The following is a 16,215-nucleotide window of genomic DNA, read 5'->3' as shown; positions in this document are numbered from 1 at the left end:
GGGCGCCGGGCACTCCGTCCCCCGCCGCCCCCGCCGTTCTCGTGCCCGGGTGTCAGCCGGCCGCCTCGTACGCCTGCTTCAGCTTCGCCACCGCGCTCGCGTAGTGGCCCGTCAGCAGCAGGTGGTCGGCGTCCGCGAAGGGCTTGGCGGTCGCGGGCGTGATCGTCGTGCCGATCCGCTGCTGGACGAGGAGGCGGGCCTTGGTCACGGCCGCGCGGCCTGCCGCACTCGATCCGGCCCGGTCCGCCGCTGCGGCGACGAGGGCGAGGGCCCGCAGGGTCGCCGTGCCGCCGGCCGGGACCTTCGTGACCGTGGTGAGGCCCCAGCCGTAGGGGAACTGCGGGTCGTACGCCGTGTCACCGACGTTGACCGGCAGCTGGGACTCGGACTTCGGCCAGGTGACGGGCAGCTGCCCGGTGAAGGGCCGCTTGCCGTACAGCACGTCGGCCACTCCGTCGCCCTCGGTGCCCGGCAGCCAGGACGCGACGAGCGAGTCCACGGCGCCGAGGCGGTCGCCGATGAGCTGCGGCCGTCCGGAGACGATCAGCACGACGCACTTCATGGCCGCGCACACCTTGTCCACGGCGGCCTTGTCGGCGGCGGTCAGCTCCAGGTCGTTTCCGTTGCCGACATCGCCGACGCCCTCGGCGTACGGGGTCTCGCCGACGACGACCACACCGACGTCGTATCCGCCGGTGGGCGCCGAGGCGTCCTTGGAATAGGTGACGTCGCCGCCGGCGCGCCGCATCCCGTCGAGGATCGTCGTGCCGTCCGTGATCTTTCCGGACGATCCCTGCCAGGTGACGGTCCAGCCGCCGGTCTGGTTGCCGATGTCGTCGGCGTTCGATCCGGCGACGTAGACCTTCTGGGACTTCTTCAGGGGCAGGACGCCGCCGGAGTTCTTCAGCAGGACCTGGGACTCGGCGGCGGCCTGGCGGGCGACCGCGCGGTGCTGCGCCGAGCCGATGTCCGCGGCCCCGCTGGTGTCGGCGTAGGGGTGCTCGAACAGGCCCAGCCGGAACTTCTGGGCCAGGATGCGCGACACCGCGTCGTCGATCCGCTTGCCGCTGATCCGGCCCGCCTTCGCCTCGTCGATCAGGGTGGCGGTGAAGTCCTTGTAGCTGTACGGCACCATCATCATGTCCAGGCCAGCGTTGACGGACGTGCGGACGTGGGAGGCGTAGTCGCCGGGGAGCTGGTCGATGGCGTTCCAGTCGCTGATCACGAAGCCGTCGAAGCCCATGCGGCCCTTGAGGACACCGTTGATCATGTCCGCGCGGGCGTGCATCTTCACCGCGCCCTGGCCGTCCCCGAGGATGTCGAGCGAGGAGTACGAGGGCATGACCGTGCCGACGCCCCGGTCGACAGCGGTCCCGAACGGCGCGAGGTGCACCGCCTCCAGCTGCTGCCGGGTGACCTTGGTGACACCCTGGTCGATCTTGTACGTCCCCGTCGTGGAGGAGCCGTACTCGGTCCCGCCGTCGCCGACGAAGTGCTTCGCGGTGGCCAGGACCTTGTCGTCGCGGTCCAGGTCGGAGCCGTTCGCCCGGCCCTGGAGACCCTGGATGACCGTCTCCATGGACTGCACGAGCGCCGGGTCCTCACCGAAGGACTCGTAGGAGCGGCCCCAGCGTTCGTCGCGGGTCACGCACAGGCAGGGCGCGAAGTCCCACGGGATGCCCGTGGCGCGGACCTCGGAGGCCGTGACCGCGCCGGTCCGTTCGGCCAGTTCGGGGTCGCGGGTCGCGCCGATGCCGATGTTGTGCGGCATGATCGTCGAGCCGACGAGGTTGTTGTGGCCGTGCACCGCGTCCACGCCGTAGATCAGCGGGATCTGGAAGCGGGTGGCCTGTGTCCTGAGCTGGAAGCCGTCGATCATCTTCGCCCAGGCCGCGGGGGTGTTGGGCGTGGGGGTCGAGCCGCCGCCCGACAGGAGCGAGCCGAGGTCGTAGGCCGCGATGTCGCCCTGTGCGGTGACCGCGCCGCGCTCGGCCTGGGTCATCTGTCCGGCCTTCTCCTCCAGGGACATCCGGGAGACGAGGTCGGCGACCCGCTTCCGCACCGGCAGCTTCGGGTCGAGGTAGGGCAGGCCGTGGGCGTCGACGACCACCTGCGGGGTCTCGGCGGGGGCCTTGGCGCCGGTGACCGTGAGCTTGAGGGGGATCGTCTCGGCGGGTTCGGCGGACCGGTCCTTCAGCGTCCGTACGTGGATCGTCCGGGAGGTGCCCGAGACGGTCCCCGCAGGGAAGGTGATCGTCCCCCTGACCGGGGTGTAGTCCTTGTCCGGATCGGCGGTTCCGCCCGCGCTCTCGTAGGCGACGGTCACCGGTTCGTCGATCGGGGCGGAGCCGGTGGTGGCGACCGAGACGCGCACGTCCGCCGTGCCGCCCTCCTTCACCGGGTGGACCGCGGCGTCGGTGGTCACGGAGGCGCGCAGCGACTGGTCCGCCTTGCCGTACAGCTCGACGCCGTCCATGGCGAAGTCGCCCTTGACGCCGACCGGCAGGGTGACCGCGTACCCCCACATCTGCGTGAGGCCGAGCACCTGGTCGATGCCGCCGACGGGCTGGTAGTCCGTGCGATAGGTGAAGTCGGTGAAGGGGATCTCGATCTGCTTCCAGCCGGTGAAGTCGTCCGCGAAGGACGTCGTCCACAGCTCGGAGGCCTCGCCGTGGGCGCCGCCGTCCTTGATCTCGAAGCTGATCTTCTTACCGCTGCCGCGGCCCTCCCACCAGAAGCGGATGCCCTTGTGCGCCGACCAGTCGTGGGCGGGCAGGGCGGCGGCGAAGTCGTGGGTGAAGCCGCCGTAGCCGCTGATGTCGTAGGAGCCGGTGAGGACCTTGTCGCCCTCGGGCGCGTCGGTGCGGGCGGTCAGGGCGAGCCGGGGCGGGTCGTCGGAGTCGCTCCCCCAGGTGAAGATGCCGTCGGCGGGCTGGCCGGCGAAGGGCACCTCGCCCTCGAAGCGGTCGACGGGGACGGGCGCCGGCTCGTCGGCGCCTGCCGCGGCGCTCGCGGAGGCCAGCGGCAGCAGTCCGGTGAGCAGGGCGGCGGACACGAGCAGGGCGGTTCTTCGCATGGACCTTCCCTCGACTCTCTCCGTGCGGTGACTGAACTCGTACACTCCTCTTACGACTTAGATCACGGCGTGAGTTAACTGGCGTCCCAGGCAGTCGTCAAGACTTCACGCCAGAACCGGTACACACGCAACTCACGGCCGGATCAGGGGAGTTGTTCCTTCGGAAACTGAACGCGCACCCCCTTGACGCGCACCCGAAGCCGTCATTTACTCACGGCTCGCACGCCCCGTCCCCCACCCCCACACAGAAGGGCGGCGCGCCATGAGGAGATCCATCCGGGCGGCCCGGCTGCTCGTCGCCGGGCTGCTGACGACCGCCGGGCTGACCGCCGTCGGCACCGTTCCCGCGCAGGCCGCGGGCGAACAGGTGACCGCCTGGCTGACCACTACCGACGACGCCGGCGGGCGGCACGTGGTGCGCGGGCTCCAGGCCCAGACGCCGTTCGCCTTCCAGTCCGGCAGCGGCGGAAGCGGCGAGAACATCACCGTCGACGAGAACACCCGGTACCAGACCTTCACCGGCGGCGGCGCGTCCTTCACGGACACCGCCGCCTGGCTGATGAACAGCAGCGGAGCGCTGTCGCAGAGCACACGGGACGCCACGATGCGGAAGCTGTTCTCGCCGACGGACGGCATCGGGCTGTCCTTCCTGCGCAACCCCATGGGCGCCTCCGACCTCGCGCGGTACGGCTACACCTACGACGACGTCCCGGCCGGGCAGACGGACCCCTCGCTGTCGAAGTTCTCGATCGCCCACGACCTCGCGGACGTGGTGCCCCTGACCAAGCAGGCGCTCCAGCTCAACCCGTCCCTGACCGTGATGGCCTCGCCGTGGACGGCACCCGCCTGGATGAAGGACAGCGGCCAGCTCAACGGCGGCTGGCTGAAGGCCGAGGACTACGGCGCGTACGCCGCGTACTTCGTGAAGTACCTCCAGGCCTACCGCGACCAGGGCGTGCCCGTCGCGTACGTCACCGCGCAGAACGAGCCGACGTGCTGCTCGGGCTACCCCTCGATGAGCTGGAACGCCTCGGGGCTCGCCTACTTCACCAAGAGCGAGCTGCTGCCCAAGCTCCAGGCGGCGGGTCTGTCCACGAAGGTCCTCGCGCACGACTGGAACTGGGACGTGTACGACGCGTACGCCGCGCAGACCGTGGACGACGCGGCGGTCCGCTCGCACCCGAACTTCGGCGGCATCGCCTGGCACGGGTACGGCGGCGACGTCGGCAAGCAGACGAGTGTGCACAGCCAGTACCCGGGCCTCGACGCCTTCGGCACCGAGCACTCCGGTGGCACCTGGATCGCCGACCAGCAGCGCGAGGACATGCTCAACATCGTCGACTACACCCGGAACTGGGCGAAGTCGGTGACCAAGTGGTCGCTGGCCGTGGACCAGAACCGGGGGCCGCACAACGGCGGCTGCGGCACCTGCTCCGGGCTGATCACCGTGCACAACGGGGACGGGGCGAGCGGGACCGTCGACTACACGATCGAGTACTACACGATGGGCCACCTGACGAAGTTCGTGCGGCCGGGAGCGCAGCGGATCGCCTCCACGGCGTCGTCCGCCGTGCCCAACGTGGCCTGGCGCAATCCCGACGGGTCGAAGGCGCTGATCGCGTACAACGAGGCGTCGTCCGCGAAGACGGTGACCGTCAACTGGGGCGGCCAGCACGCCACCTACTCACTGCCGGGCCGGACATCGGCGACCTTCACCTGGTCGGGCACGCAGTCGGGCGGCGGGAGCCGGTCGGGGGCCTTCGTCGGACTCGCCGGCAAATGCCTGGACGTGGCGGGCGGCTCGTCCGCGAACGGCACGGCGGTGCAGCTCTACGACTGCAACGGGTCCTCGGCGCAGAACTGGACCGTGCAGACGGACGGCTCCGTCCGGGCACTCGGCAAGTGCCTCGACGTGACGGACGGCTCCACCGCCGACGGGGCCAAGGTGCAGCTGTACGACTGCAACGGCACGGGGGCACAGCAGTGGTCGTACAACGCGTCCACGGGTGACGTGGTCAACGCCGCGGCGAACAAGTGCCTCGACGTGACGGACAACTCGTCCGCGAACGGGGCGCGGGCGCAGATCTGGTCCTGCACGGGAGCGGCCAACCAGAAGTGGCGGCTCCAGTAGGCCCGTGCGGGCGCCGGCGCGACGACGTCCGGTCGCCGTGCGCGCCACGCCCGCCGTCCGACAGGCCGGAAGGGCCCTCCCCGGCCCCTCCGGCCTTCGGGGTGCCTACGCCGCCGGCTCCACCCCGGCGCGCAGCAGGCCGTACGTGTACGCGTCCTCCAGAGCCTGCCACGACGCCGCGATGACGTTCTCGGCGACGCCCACCGTGGACCACTCGCCGGTGCCGTCGGAGGTGGAGATGAGCACGCGGGTCGTGGACGACGTGCCGTGCTTGCCCTCCAGGATGCGGACCTTGTAGTCGACGAGCTCCAGCTTGGCGAGCTGGGGGTAGATCTTCTCCAGGGCGACGCGCAGCGCGCGGTCCAGCGCGTTGACCGGACCGTTGCCCTCGGCGGTGGCGACGATGCGCTCGCCCTTGGCGAAGAGCTTGACCGTGGCCTCGTTGGCGTGGGACCCGTCCGGGCGGTCCTCGACGATGGCGCGCCAGGACTCGACCTCGAAGTACTTGAGCGGCCTGCCCTCGACCTCCGCGCGCAGCAGCAGTTCGAAGCTCGCGTCCGCGGCCTCGTAGGTGTAGCCCTGGAGCTCGCGCTCCTTGACCCGCTCGACGACACGGCCGACCAGCTCGCGCTCCCCGCCGAGGTCGATACCGAGCTCCTTGCCCTTGAGCTCGATGGAGGCGCGGCCCGCCATGTCGGAGACCAGCATCCGCATGGTGTTGCCGACCTGCTCGGGGTCGATGTGCTGGTACAGGTCCGGGTCGACCTTGATGGCGGACGCGTGCAGGCCCGCCTTGTGTGCGAAGGCGGACACGCCCACGTAGGGCTGGTGCGTGGAGGGGGTGAGGTTGACGACCTCGGCGATCGCGTGGGAGATGCGGGTCATCTCGCGCAGGGCTCCCTCGGGGAGCACCTTCTTGCCGTACTTGAGCTCCAGGGCGGCCACGACCGGGAACAGGTTGGAGTTGCCGACGCGCTCGCCGTAGCCGTTGGCGGTGCACTGGACGTGGGTGGCGCCCGCGTCGACGGCGGCGAGGGTGTTGGCGACCGCGCAGCCCGTGTCGTCCTGGGCATGGATGCCGAGCCGGGCGCCGGTGTCCGCGAGGACGGTGGCCACGACGGCCTGGACCTGTGCCGGGAGCATGCCGCCGTTGGTGTCGCACAGGACGACGACGTCGGCGCCGGCCTCGGACGCCGCGCGGACGACGGCCTTCGCGTAGGCGGGGTTGGCGCGGTAGCCGTCGAAGAAGTGCTCGCAGTCGACGAAGACGCGGCGGCCCTGCGAGCGCAGGTAGGAGACGGTGTCGCGGACCATATCCAGGTTCTCGTCCAGGGTGGTGCGCAGGGCGAGCTCGACATGGCGGTCGTGGGATTTGGCGACGAGGGTGATCACCTGGGCGCCCGAGTCCAGGAGCGCCTTGACCTGAGGATCCTCCGAAGCCTTCGCACCGGCCCGACGGGTGGCGCCGAACGCCACGAGCTCGGCGTGCTTGAAGTCGATCTCCTGCTGGGCGCGGGCGAAGAACTCGGTGTCGCGCGGGTTGGCGCCGGGCCAGCCGCCCTCGATGAAGCCCACCCCGAAGTCGTCCAGGTGCCGTGCGATGGCCAGCTTGTCCGCCACGGTGAGGTTGATGCCCTCACGCTGCGCGCCGTCGCGCAGGGTCGTGTCGAAGACGTGGAAGGAATCGTCGAGTTCGCTGGTTTCCGTCATGGTCTCTGGCTCCTGATGTTGGATCTCGGTCTACCGGAATGACCGGCTCCACCGTCCCCCCATGGTCCCTCGCGCTCCCTTCCCGGCTTGAGGTGGGCCAGGAAAACGAAAAACCTCTCGCGGGTGCGAGAGGTCTGCGCGCGGGTCGAGGACGACGGTGTCCGCCCGTACGTGGTGGTACGAGGCGGTCACTGCGGACCGGCGCGCCTGCTGCCAATAATCATGGCGAACGAGAGCACGGGGGCAGTCTGGCACATACCGCCCCTGTGCTCACCGGGCGTCTCAGGATGCGAACAGCGGGCTACGCGGCGGTGGACACGGTGCAGGTCGGCGCGGTCGGCACACGGACCCGTCGCCGCCCGCCGGTCCGCCCGGCCCCCTCGGTGGCGCCCGGGAGCCCTGAGGCCCTGATCAGGTGTCCGCGTGCCCCGCCCGCCCCAGCGACTCGTCCAGGAACTCCCTGACATGGCCGAGAACGTGCGCCCGGTCGGTGCCGCGCAGGCCGATCGCGACATGGATGGAGAAGCCGTCGAGGAGGGAGCGCAGCCGGGCGGCGAAGCGGTCCGGGTCGACGGCGCGGAACTCGCCGCGGGAGATGCCCTCGGCGAGGAGCGCGACCAGGTCCCGGTGCCAGGCGCCCTCGATGGCGACCTGCCGCTCCCGGGCGTCCTCGTCGGCGTTCTGCGAGCGGTTCCAGACCTCCAGCCAGAGCGTCCAGTGCGGGTCACGGTGGCCGTCGGGGACGTACAGGTCGACGAACGCGTCCAGCCGCTCGCGGGCGGGCGCGTCCCGGGTGAGCAGCCTGGCGCGCTCGGCGCCGAGGCGGCCCTCGCTCCACTCCAGGGTCCGCAGCAGGAGTTCGTCCTTGGAGTGGAAGTAGTAGAGGAGATGGCCGCTGCTCATGCCCACCTCGCGGCCGAGCGCCGCCATGGTCAGCTTCTCCAGACCGCGCTCGGCAATCATGTCCATGGCTACGGCCAGCACATCCTCCCGCGGCGGAGCGTTCTTCCTCCGCGGTGTGCGGCTTTCGGCCACGAGCGACTCCCGGGTCTCAGATCCTCGGCTGCTGCTGGGTGATGCAGTGGATGCCACCGCCCCCGGCAAAGATCGTACGTGCGTCCACCAGCGTCACCGTCCGCTCCGGGAACAGCCGGCGGAAGATCCCGGCCGCGATCTCGTCGCGCGGGTCGTCGAAGCCGCACAGCACGACGCCGCCGTTGCACAGGTAGTGGTTGATGTACGAGTAGTCCGCCCAGTGGCCGTCGGCCTCCAGGACCGTCGGGGCCGGCACCTCGACGACCTCCAGCCTGCGGCCCCGCGCGTCGGTCTGCGCGCCCAGCAGCCCGATGACCTCCTTGCTGACCTCGTGGTCCGGGTGGGCCGGGTCCTGCTGGGAGTGGACGACGACCACGCCCGGGCGCGCGAAGGCGGCGACGATGTCGACGTGGCCCAGCGTGCCGAAGCCGTTGGGGGTCCCCCCATGCCTTTCAGGCAGTGGGGGAGGATAGTCGCCGGTCAGTCCGCGCGGCAGCCAGATCGCCTTGCGGGTGCCGAGGTGGGCGTGGATCTCCGCCTCGACCTGCTCGCGCGTCCAGTGGGGGTTGCGCTCGGGGCCGAGCTGCACGGTCTCGGTCAGGAGCACCGTCCCCTCGCCGTCGACGTGGATCGCGCCGCCCTCGTTGACCAGCTTCGAGGCGTACGTACGGGCCCCGGCCAGGTCGGCGACGTGCGCGCCGATCTTCGCGTCGTGCTCCCAGCGCGCCCAGTCCTGGGCGCCCCAGCCGTTGAACGTCCAGTCCACGGCCGCGAGCGCGCCCTTGCCGTCGGTGAGGAAGGTGGGGCCGATGTCCCGCATCCACGCGTCGTCGAGTTCGCGTTCGACGGTGTCGACGTCCGGGCCGAGCAGTGCCCGCGCCTCGGCGGACTGCCCGGGGCCGCACACGACGGTGACCGGTTCGAAGCGGCGGACCGTGCGGGCCACCGCCGCCCAGGCCTCCCGGGCCCGGGCGAGGTCGTCGGGGTCGTCGAAGGTGGGGTTGGCGCCCGGCCACGCCATCCAGGTCCGCTCGTGCGGGGTCCATTCGGCGGGCATACGGAAGCCGTCGGAGGCGGGGGTGTTCATGGCGAAGGTCCTCAAGGCCGTGGCGTTTACAGGAAGTAGAGGCGGTTCAGGGACACCGAGTCGGCGGGCTCCGAGCGCAGCGGCTCACCGTCGAGGGTGACCAGTCCGGTGCGCTGGTCCACGTCGACGGCTCCGGTACGGGAGTTGAGCCGCAGGTCGGCGGGGCCGATGCCGCGGGTGCCGCGGACGGCGACGCGCCGCCTGCGGGTGGGCATCCGGTCGTTGCCCTGGTCGAGCGCGGCCTGCGCGACGAAGGCCACCGAGATCTCGGCGGGAGTCGCGCCGTGCGCCCCGAACTGCGGCCCCAGGACGAGGGGTTCGCAGGTGTCGGTGGCGGCGCCCGGGTCGCCGACGACGCCGTACGCGGGAAAACCGGACTTCAGGACGAGCTGCGGCTTGGCGCCGAAGTACTCGGGCCGCCACAGCACGATGTCGGCGAGCTTGCCGGCCTCGATGGAGCCGACCTCGTGCGCGAGGCCGTGCGCGATGGCGGGGTTGATGGTCAGCTTGGCCATGTAGCGCAGGACGCGCGCGTTGTCGTCGCCCTCGGGTGCGCCGAGCTCGGCCTTCATCTTCCCGGCCATCGCGAAGGTCCGGCGCACGGTCTCGCCCGCGCGGCCCATGCCCTGCGCGTCCGACGAGGTGATCCCGATCGCGCCCAGATCGTGCAGCACGTCCTCGGCGCCCATGGTGCCGGCGCGGATGCGGTCGCGGGCCATGGCCGCGTCGCCCGGCAGGTCGGTCTTGAGGTCGTGGACGGAGACGATCATCCCGTAGTGCTCGGCGACCGCGTCCCGACCGAAGGGCAGGGTCGGGTTGGTGGAGGAGCCGATGACGTTCGGGACGCCCGCCATCTTCAGGACGTTGGGGACGTGGCCGCCGCCGCAGCCCTCGATGTGGAAGGCGTGGATGGTGCGCCCTTCCAGGACGCGCAGGGTGTCCTCGACGGACAGGCATTCGTTCAGGCCGTCGCTGTGCAGGGCGACCTGGACGTCGTGCTCCTCGGCCACCCGCAGCGCGGTGTCCAGGGCACGGGTGTGGGCGCCCATGTCCTCGTGGACCTTGAAGCCGGACGCGCCGCCCTCCGCGAGTGCCTCCACGAGCGGCGCGCCGTCGGAGGACGAGCCGCGGCCCAGGAAGCCGATGTTGACGGGCCAGGCGTCGAAGGCGTTGAAGGCGTGGCGCAGCGCCCAGGGCGAGTTGACGCCCACGCCCCACACCGGGCCGAACTCCTGGCCGATGACCGTGGTCACCCCGGAGGCCAGGGAGGCCTCCATGATGCGCGGCGACAGCAGGTGGACGTGCGTGTCCACGGCTCCGGCGGTGGCGATGAGCCCCTCGCCGGAGACGATGGACGTGCCGGTGCCGACGACGACGTCGACGCCGTCCAGGGTGTCGGGGTTGCCGGCCCGGCCGATCGAGCAGATGCGGCCCTCCCGGATGCCGATGGAGACCTTGCGGATGCCCTGCGCCGCGTCGATCACCACCACGTTGCTGATGACGACGTCACAGGTGTCGCGGACGGCCGCGGCCTTGAGGTGCAGTCCGTCGCGGGCGGTCTTGCCGAAGCCGGCGAGGAACTCGTCGCCGTACTGCTGGGCGTCGGACTCGACGCGCACGGTCAGCCCGCTGTCGCCGAGACGGATCCGGTCACCGGCGCGGGGCCCGTGGGCGGCGGCGTACTCGTACGGGGTGAGGCGGCGGGCCTCGGCGGGGTGGCCTCCGGGGCGGCTCATCGCTCGACCTCCTGGTCACGGGTTTCCGGCACGCCGAGGTAGCCGCAGGCGGCGGCCCGGCGCAGGGCCTCTTCTCTGGCTCCGGGGGCGTCCAGCGGTCCGTCGACGAGGCCGGCGAAACCGATCGCGACGCGCGCGCCGCCGATGGGCAGCAGCCCGACCTCGGCGCTCTCCCCCGGGCCGAAGCGGACGGAGGAGCCGGCGGGCACGGCGAGCCGCATGCCGTAGGCCGCGGGGCGGTCGAAGTCGAGCCGCGGGTTGGCCTCGAAGAAGTGGAAGTGGGAGGTGACGGAGACGGGGACGGTGGCCGTGTTGGTCACCGTCAGACGGACGGCGGCCTCGGGCTCGGCGTGCTCCGGCCCCGGCAGCAGGGCGCCGGGTGCCTGGTCGCCGAGGCCGCCGCCGATGGGGTCGCTGACCACCGCGAGTCGCGAGCCGTCGTCGAAGACGGCCTCGACGTGCACCTCGGTGACGACGTCGGCGACACCGGGCAGCACGTCGTCGGGGCCGAGCACGGACCGGGCCGCCTCGACGGCCTCGGCGAGCCTGCGTCCGTCGCGGGCGGCCTCGCACACGGTGTCGGCGATCAGCGCGGTCGCCTCCGGGACGTTGAGCCGCAGGCCTCTGGCGCGGCGTGCGCGGGCCAGCTCCGCGGCTCCGAAGAGCAGCAGCCGGTCACGTTCCGTGGGGGTCAGTCTCACGACGCGGCACCTCCTTGCTTCCCACTGATTAGAACATCACTCTAAACGCCGGATTCATGAAACGGAAACATTGACGGACGACGTTCGTACGGTCCACATTGAACGTCGCTCAAACTTCAGGCGGCCGTCGAAGGAGACCAGCCATGCCGATAGAACAGCGCGGAGTCGACACCATCCCCGATGAGGAACGCACCAGCGGTCCCCGCGATCTGGTGTCGATCCTGCTCGGCTCCAACCTCTGCCTCGGCGTGATCATCTTCGGCTGGCTGCCCCCGTCCTTCGGGCTCGGCTGGTGGGCCTCGGTGAGCTCGATCGTGGCGGGCACGGTGGTCGGCACCGCGCTCACGGCCCCGCTGGCCCTGGTCTCACTGCGCACGGCGACGAACCTGTCGACGTCCTCCGGCGCCCAGTTCGGCGTCCGCGGGCGCCTGGTCGGGTCCGTCGTCGGCCTGCTCCTCGCCCTCGGCTACACCGCCCTGACCGTGTGGATCGGCGGCGACGTGATGGTCAGCGTGCTCGGCCGCCTCTTCGGACTGCCGGACGACGGACTGTCGTACGCCGTCGTCTACGCGCTGCTCGCCGCCGCCACCGTCGCCGGCGCCGTGTACGGCTACCGCGTGCTCCTCGCCATGTCCCGCGTGCTGGCCCTCGCGATGACGGCGCTGCTGGTCCTCGGCGTGATCGCGTACGCGCCGCACTTCACCACGGCCGCGCTCCCGGAGGCCGGCGGCTATCTGCTCGGCTCCTTCTGGCCGACCTGGCTGCTCGCCGCCGTGGCGGCCGGCCTGTCCGGCCCGATCGCCTTCATCACGCTCCTCGGCGACTACACGCGCTACATCTCCCCGGCCCGCCACTCCTCGCGCACGGTCCTGCACGCCACCTGGCTCGGACTGATCGCCGGGCTCCTCGTCCCCCAGCTGTTCGGCACGTTCACGGCGTACGCGGCGCGGGCCGCCCTCGACTACGCGGGCCCCCTCGTCACCGCCTCCCCCACCTGGTACCTGGTCCCGCTCCTGCTGGCGGCCTCCGCGGGCTCGGTCGGCAACGCGGGCCTGATGCTCTACTCGATGGGCCTCGACCTGGACGCGATCCTGCCCCGCGCCTCGCGGGCCCGCGCCACCTGCACGGTCGCCGTGGTCGCCACCGCCTGCGTCTTCGTGGGCCACTACGCCTGGGACGCGCAGTCCGCGATGACGTCCTTCGTCCTCCTGCTGACCGCCATCGGCACCCCGTGGGCCGTCATCACCCTGATCGGCTTCGCCCGCTGCCGGGGCGTCTACGACCCGGACGCCCTCCAGGTCTTCAACCGCCGTTCGCGGGGCGGGATCTACTGGTACCGGGGCGGCTGGAACATCCAGGCCACGGTGTCCTGGGCACTGGGCGCCTTCGTGGGCCTGCTGGCCGTGTCCCTCCCCTCGTACGAGGGGCCCCTGCTGTCACTGACGGGCGGGGTGGACTGCAGCTTCCTGCTGTCGGGGGCGGTGGGTGGGGTCGTCTATCTGGCGCTGACCTCACAGACGACTCAGCCGGCGGTCGGCTCCGACGCGGGCTCGGTCTCGTCCAGGTCCGAGAGCCAGCGCAGTTCGACGGCGTCGTAGCGCAGAGGGCCGTGCCGGAAGCGGGACAGGTCCAGCTCCAGGAGCTTCTTGTACGCGGTCTCGTCGAGATGAGGTCCGAGCACGATGTCGAGCCCGGTCGCGGCGTCCTGCAGCACGATGGCCCTCCGTCGCGGTGGAGCGGGCTCGGAGGCAGGTGTGGCGACCTCCGCGCGACGGAAGACCTTGCCCACGGCGGACCGCAAGGCCCGGTGAGCGTCCTCGGCGAACTTGCCGCCGAGGCCACTGAGGAACGCATGGATCGGGAGGACCACGAGTACCAGCCACTGGAGCTGGTCGGTGGTGCGCCGGGGCGGGACGTCTCTGGCCCGGGTAGTGATGCCCAGGTCTGTCAGCGTCCCGACCAGGGGGGCCGCGGTGTCGGCTTCGCAGGGCTCGTACACGAAGAGCCGTGCGGTCACAGGCGGTTCAACGGTCATCGCTCACCGGCCTCTGGCTCCCGGACGCGTGTCAGCCAGGACGACCGACCCTGGTGGACCACCGCGACCGCCTCCCCATCGGGGGCGAATCCCACCGCGGCAACCTGGTGGCGGGAAGGCCGCACCAGTCGGGCCGTCTCCTCCTCGGTCCGCAGGTCCCAGACGGTCACCACCGACGCGGCAGCCGTGACGAGTCTTGTTCCGTGCCGGTCGTAGGCGAGCGCGTGGACGGGGCGCTCATGCGCCAGTCGTGCTCCGTCGGCACGCGTCCGAATGTGCCAGACGCGAACAGTCCCGTCCACGTCACCGACGGCCAGACTGTGCCCATCGGGGCTGAACGCCAGCGACAGCAACTCGGCATCGCCGGACAACGTGGTCAGGTCCATCTCGCTCCCCCGCTCGCCGGCGCCTTGTCCGACACGGACCCTCAACCCGTCACAGGCCGCCCACTGCCGGCCGTCCGGGCTGAACGCCACCGCGTGCGAGGGTGCCGTCGCCTCGACCCCCAGGAGACTCGGGGTCGAGCCCGGTAGCGACCAGAGATGCAGCGTCCTGTTCTCCGTCGCCAGGAGCGCCTGCGTCCCGTCGTGATTCAGTGCCAGCGCGCACACCCCGCCCCACATCGCCCTGTACTGCTGGGCGCCTGACGTGCTCCAGAGGCGCACGTCGTCCCGCGCCGCGGTGGCGAAGTGGGAACCGTCACCGGACAACGCCACGCACTTCACCGGAGCCGGCAGGCCGAACGCGGCGTCCGTCGCCCAGTTCAGCATGGTTCCGTGTTTGACGATGCGCCGGGTCTCGCCGCGGAGGTCCGCCACGAAAGCGTGCCGCGCGTCGCATGCGAATGCCACGCTGCCTCGGCCGGCCGCACAGAGTGCGGCTGCTCGGGCGTCGTGCCAGAGGGGAATGCGCACCTCCTGGGGACTCCGAGTCTGAGCACTGAGTCGCTGCCACTCCTCGGCATCGACCGCGATCCTCACCCGGGGTGCGGCGCCACGCGACGTATGCGACGCCGAGTCGTCCGGGGCGGCATCCACCGCCGCGGGCCGCACGGCCGCACGCGCCGCCTCGACCACCCCGTCCGGATCCGGATCCTCCGGGCACAGCCGCGCCAGCCGCTCCCCCACCGCCAGCACGGCCTCCCACTCCCCCGCGCCCTGCAGGGCACGTGCCTCGGCCCGCAACGCCGAGACGTCCCTGGCCCGCCGTGCCGCTTCGAGACGGGCCGCGGCGTCCTCGTACCCCGGGTCCACCGCCACTACCGTCGCCAGGTGTTCGACGGCCTCGTCCCAGTCACCTGCGTTCGCCGCGCCGGTCCCGGCGGCGTAGAGACTCACGAGCCTTCGCCCGCGCAGGGCTTCGTCGAGTTTGGCGGAACAGTTCTTGTACCCGGGGTCCGTGGCGAGCACCGCACGGAAGGCCGCGACCGCTTCGTCCCAGCGGCGGGTGTAGAGCGCGCCCAGTCCCTGAACGTACAAGTGCTCGCACTCCTCGGCGAAGTGCTGCTCGTCGAAGCGGGCACGACGGTCGGGCGCGGTCTCCCCGATGTCGAACAGCCGTCCGTCGAGAGACCTCATGTGGAGGACCGGCGTACCCCACTCCAGCGTGCCCGGGAGAGCCAGTCGTACGGCCTGGCGGGCCTCGGTCACCGCGATGTCGACGGCAAGGCGATGGGTGAGCCCTTCGTAGAAGGTCCGGCTGAACTCGACCGCGGCCCGGTCGGAGATCGGGTACTGCATGGCCAGCGCGGCCGGAATCCCCTCGCGCATGAGGGCGCCCGCGACGCTGGAGAAGGGATCGCGCGTGCTCGACCGTCCTGTCTCGCAGGCGTTGAGGACCACCAGGCGCAGTGAGGGCTGCCGATTGAGGACCATGGCGAGGTTCTCCGCACCCAGGTGGTACGTACCGCCGTCCTCACCTGTCAGCGCCAGCGTGCCCTCCTGGGCCGCGGCGTCGAAGCCTCCATGGCCGATGAAGTGGAAGACGTGCCAGGGTCCGTCACCCGGAAGCAGGGCGGCGCGCAGGTCCCGCCAGGTCTCACCCCGCGTCCAGCCGAGTTCGATCAGGCCCTCGCGCTCCAGTCCTGCGAGGGTCTCCCGCAACCGTTGCTGCTCGGCCCGGGCCGCGAGCGGTTCCTGGTCGTCCGGGCCGGCGATCATGCACAGCACCCGCAGGGGCGGTTCGACGCCCAGCGGGCGCAATGGGTCGGCCATCTTCGGGTGCCGGACCAGAGGAATGGTCGGGCATACGTAACTGTTGCGGCCCGCATCGAAGAGGAACTCCCACGGCAGAGAGGCGAGTTCGGGAGGCTGAACGCGCAACACCATGCGCAGGGGCCGCTCCTGGCGTGCCGCCTGATGGCGGGCCGCGGCCAGCAGAGCCCGTCCCTCGTCGGCCAGCAACGCGTCGAAGAGGAGACGGCCGAGCTCCTGGACAGGCTGCTCCTCAGGAGTGGCGCTGCGTCGTACCGGTTCGGAGGAGGCGATCACCACGTGGGGTATCAGGGCGCTCAGTCCGCGCAGCCGCTCCTCGGGCAGTCGCATCGTGGCGGTCGCCTCGCCCCCGTCAGGACCGCGCACCGTCACCGCGTAGCCGTCCGCACCCCGGGCGCCGATCTCGATCTGGAAGTCGAGTGCGTCCATCCCCGTACCACCCCCGTCGTCCCCCCCAGCGGCAGGCGTTCACCATCCCACGCGGGCGGGTC

At 71.4% G+C, this 16,215-nt stretch carries 10 protein-coding genes; 2 read left to right on the top strand and 8 right to left on the bottom strand.

The window, feature by feature from the left end:
• Positions 1–52: 52 nt before the first annotated feature.
• Entirely contained in the window at positions 53–3,076 is a 3,024-nt protein-coding gene (locus tag ACZ4IF_RS24710; RefSeq protein WP_467566283.1) for a glycoside hydrolase family 3 protein, read from the bottom strand.
• 262 nt (positions 3,077–3,338) lie between these two features.
• Here ACZ4IF_RS24710 and ACZ4IF_RS24705 point away from each other — a divergent pair, with 262 nt between their 5' ends.
• Entirely contained in the window at positions 3,339–5,207 is a 1,869-nt protein-coding gene (locus ACZ4IF_RS24705; RefSeq protein WP_467566280.1) for a lectin, read from the top strand.
• A gap of 105 nt (positions 5,208–5,312) precedes the next feature.
• Here the strand turns inward: ACZ4IF_RS24705 and cimA are convergent, their stop codons facing one another.
• The 5 genes from cimA to ureA all read right to left on the bottom strand — a co-directional run bounded on the left by cimA (position 5,313) and on the right by ureA (position 11,476).
• Complete coding sequence (gene cimA / locus ACZ4IF_RS24700; RefSeq protein ID WP_467566277.1) at positions 5,313–6,917, bottom strand: citramalate synthase; 1,605 nt, start codon at positions 6,915–6,917, stop codon at positions 5,313–5,315.
• A 411-nt stretch (positions 6,918–7,328) separates the two neighbouring features.
• On the bottom strand, positions 7,329–7,886 hold the full coding sequence (locus ACZ4IF_RS24695) for a TetR/AcrR family transcriptional regulator (protein ID WP_426678041.1): 558 nt from the start codon (positions 7,884–7,886) through the stop codon (positions 7,329–7,331).
• An 82-nt stretch (positions 7,887–7,968) separates the two neighbouring features.
• Positions 7,969–9,039 carry an agmatine deiminase family protein gene (locus ACZ4IF_RS24690; protein WP_467566273.1) on the bottom strand — a complete coding sequence of 357 codons (1,071 nt, stop codon included), beginning with the start codon at positions 9,037–9,039 and terminating at the stop codon, positions 7,969–7,971.
• A 26-nt stretch (positions 9,040–9,065) separates the two neighbouring features.
• Positions 9,066–10,775 (bottom strand): urease subunit alpha, encoded by a 1,710-nt coding sequence (locus ACZ4IF_RS24685; RefSeq protein ID WP_467566271.1) that lies wholly within the window; start codon positions 10,773–10,775, stop codon positions 9,066–9,068.
• The gene (gene ureA / locus ACZ4IF_RS24680) at positions 10,772–11,476 is read right to left on the bottom strand and encodes an urease subunit gamma (protein WP_467566268.1); all 705 of its coding nucleotides are present in this window, start codon (positions 11,474–11,476) and stop codon (positions 10,772–10,774) included. Before ureA ends, ACZ4IF_RS24685 begins: the two co-directional genes overlap by 4 nt.
• A gap of 143 nt (positions 11,477–11,619) precedes the next feature.
• Between ureA and ACZ4IF_RS24675 the strand changes: the two genes are divergently transcribed.
• Positions 11,620–13,074 carry a cytosine permease gene (locus ACZ4IF_RS24675; protein ID WP_467566266.1) on the top strand — a complete coding sequence of 485 codons (1,455 nt, stop codon included), beginning with the start codon at positions 11,620–11,622 and terminating at the stop codon, positions 13,072–13,074.
• On the opposite strand, the gene ACZ4IF_RS24670 is transcribed toward ACZ4IF_RS24675, so the two are convergent.
• Complete coding sequence (locus ACZ4IF_RS24670; RefSeq protein WP_467566263.1) at positions 12,999–13,493, bottom strand: hypothetical protein; 495 nt, start codon at positions 13,491–13,493, stop codon at positions 12,999–13,001. The genes ACZ4IF_RS24675 and ACZ4IF_RS24670 overlap by 76 nt on opposite strands.
• Positions 13,494–13,507: 14 nt before the next feature.
• Complete coding sequence (locus ACZ4IF_RS24665) at positions 13,508–16,153, bottom strand: CHAT domain-containing protein (RefSeq protein ID WP_467566259.1); 2,646 nt, start codon at positions 16,151–16,153, stop codon at positions 13,508–13,510.
• Positions 16,154–16,215 lie beyond the last annotated feature (62 nt).

It is taken from the genome of Streptomyces sp. NPDC025784, assembly GCF_055558435.1.
This window is presented reverse-complemented; position numbering and strand designations above follow the sequence as displayed.

Coding starts and splice junctions, on each gene's coding strand:
- ACZ4IF_RS24710 (WP_467566283.1), bottom strand. CDS start 3,076: ATGCGAAGAACCGCCCTGCTCGTGTCCGCCGCCCTGCTCACCGGACTG.
- ACZ4IF_RS24705 (WP_467566280.1), top strand. CDS start 3,339: ATGAGGAGATCCATCCGGGCGGCCCGGCTGCTCGTCGCCGGGCTGCTG.
- cimA (WP_467566277.1), bottom strand. CDS start 6,917: ATGACGGAAACCAGCGAACTCGACGATTCCTTCCACGTCTTCGACACG.
- ACZ4IF_RS24695 (WP_426678041.1), bottom strand. CDS start 7,886: ATGGACATGATTGCCGAGCGCGGTCTGGAGAAGCTGACCATGGCGGCG.
- ACZ4IF_RS24690 (WP_467566273.1), bottom strand. CDS start 9,039: ATGAACACCCCCGCCTCCGACGGCTTCCGTATGCCCGCCGAATGGACC.
- ACZ4IF_RS24685 (WP_467566271.1), bottom strand. CDS start 10,775: ATGAGCCGCCCCGGAGGCCACCCCGCCGAGGCCCGCCGCCTCACCCCG.
- ACZ4IF_RS24675 (WP_467566266.1), top strand. CDS start 11,620: ATGCCGATAGAACAGCGCGGAGTCGACACCATCCCCGATGAGGAACGC.
- ACZ4IF_RS24665 (WP_467566259.1), bottom strand. CDS start 16,153: ATGGACGCACTCGACTTCCAGATCGAGATCGGCGCCCGGGGTGCGGAC.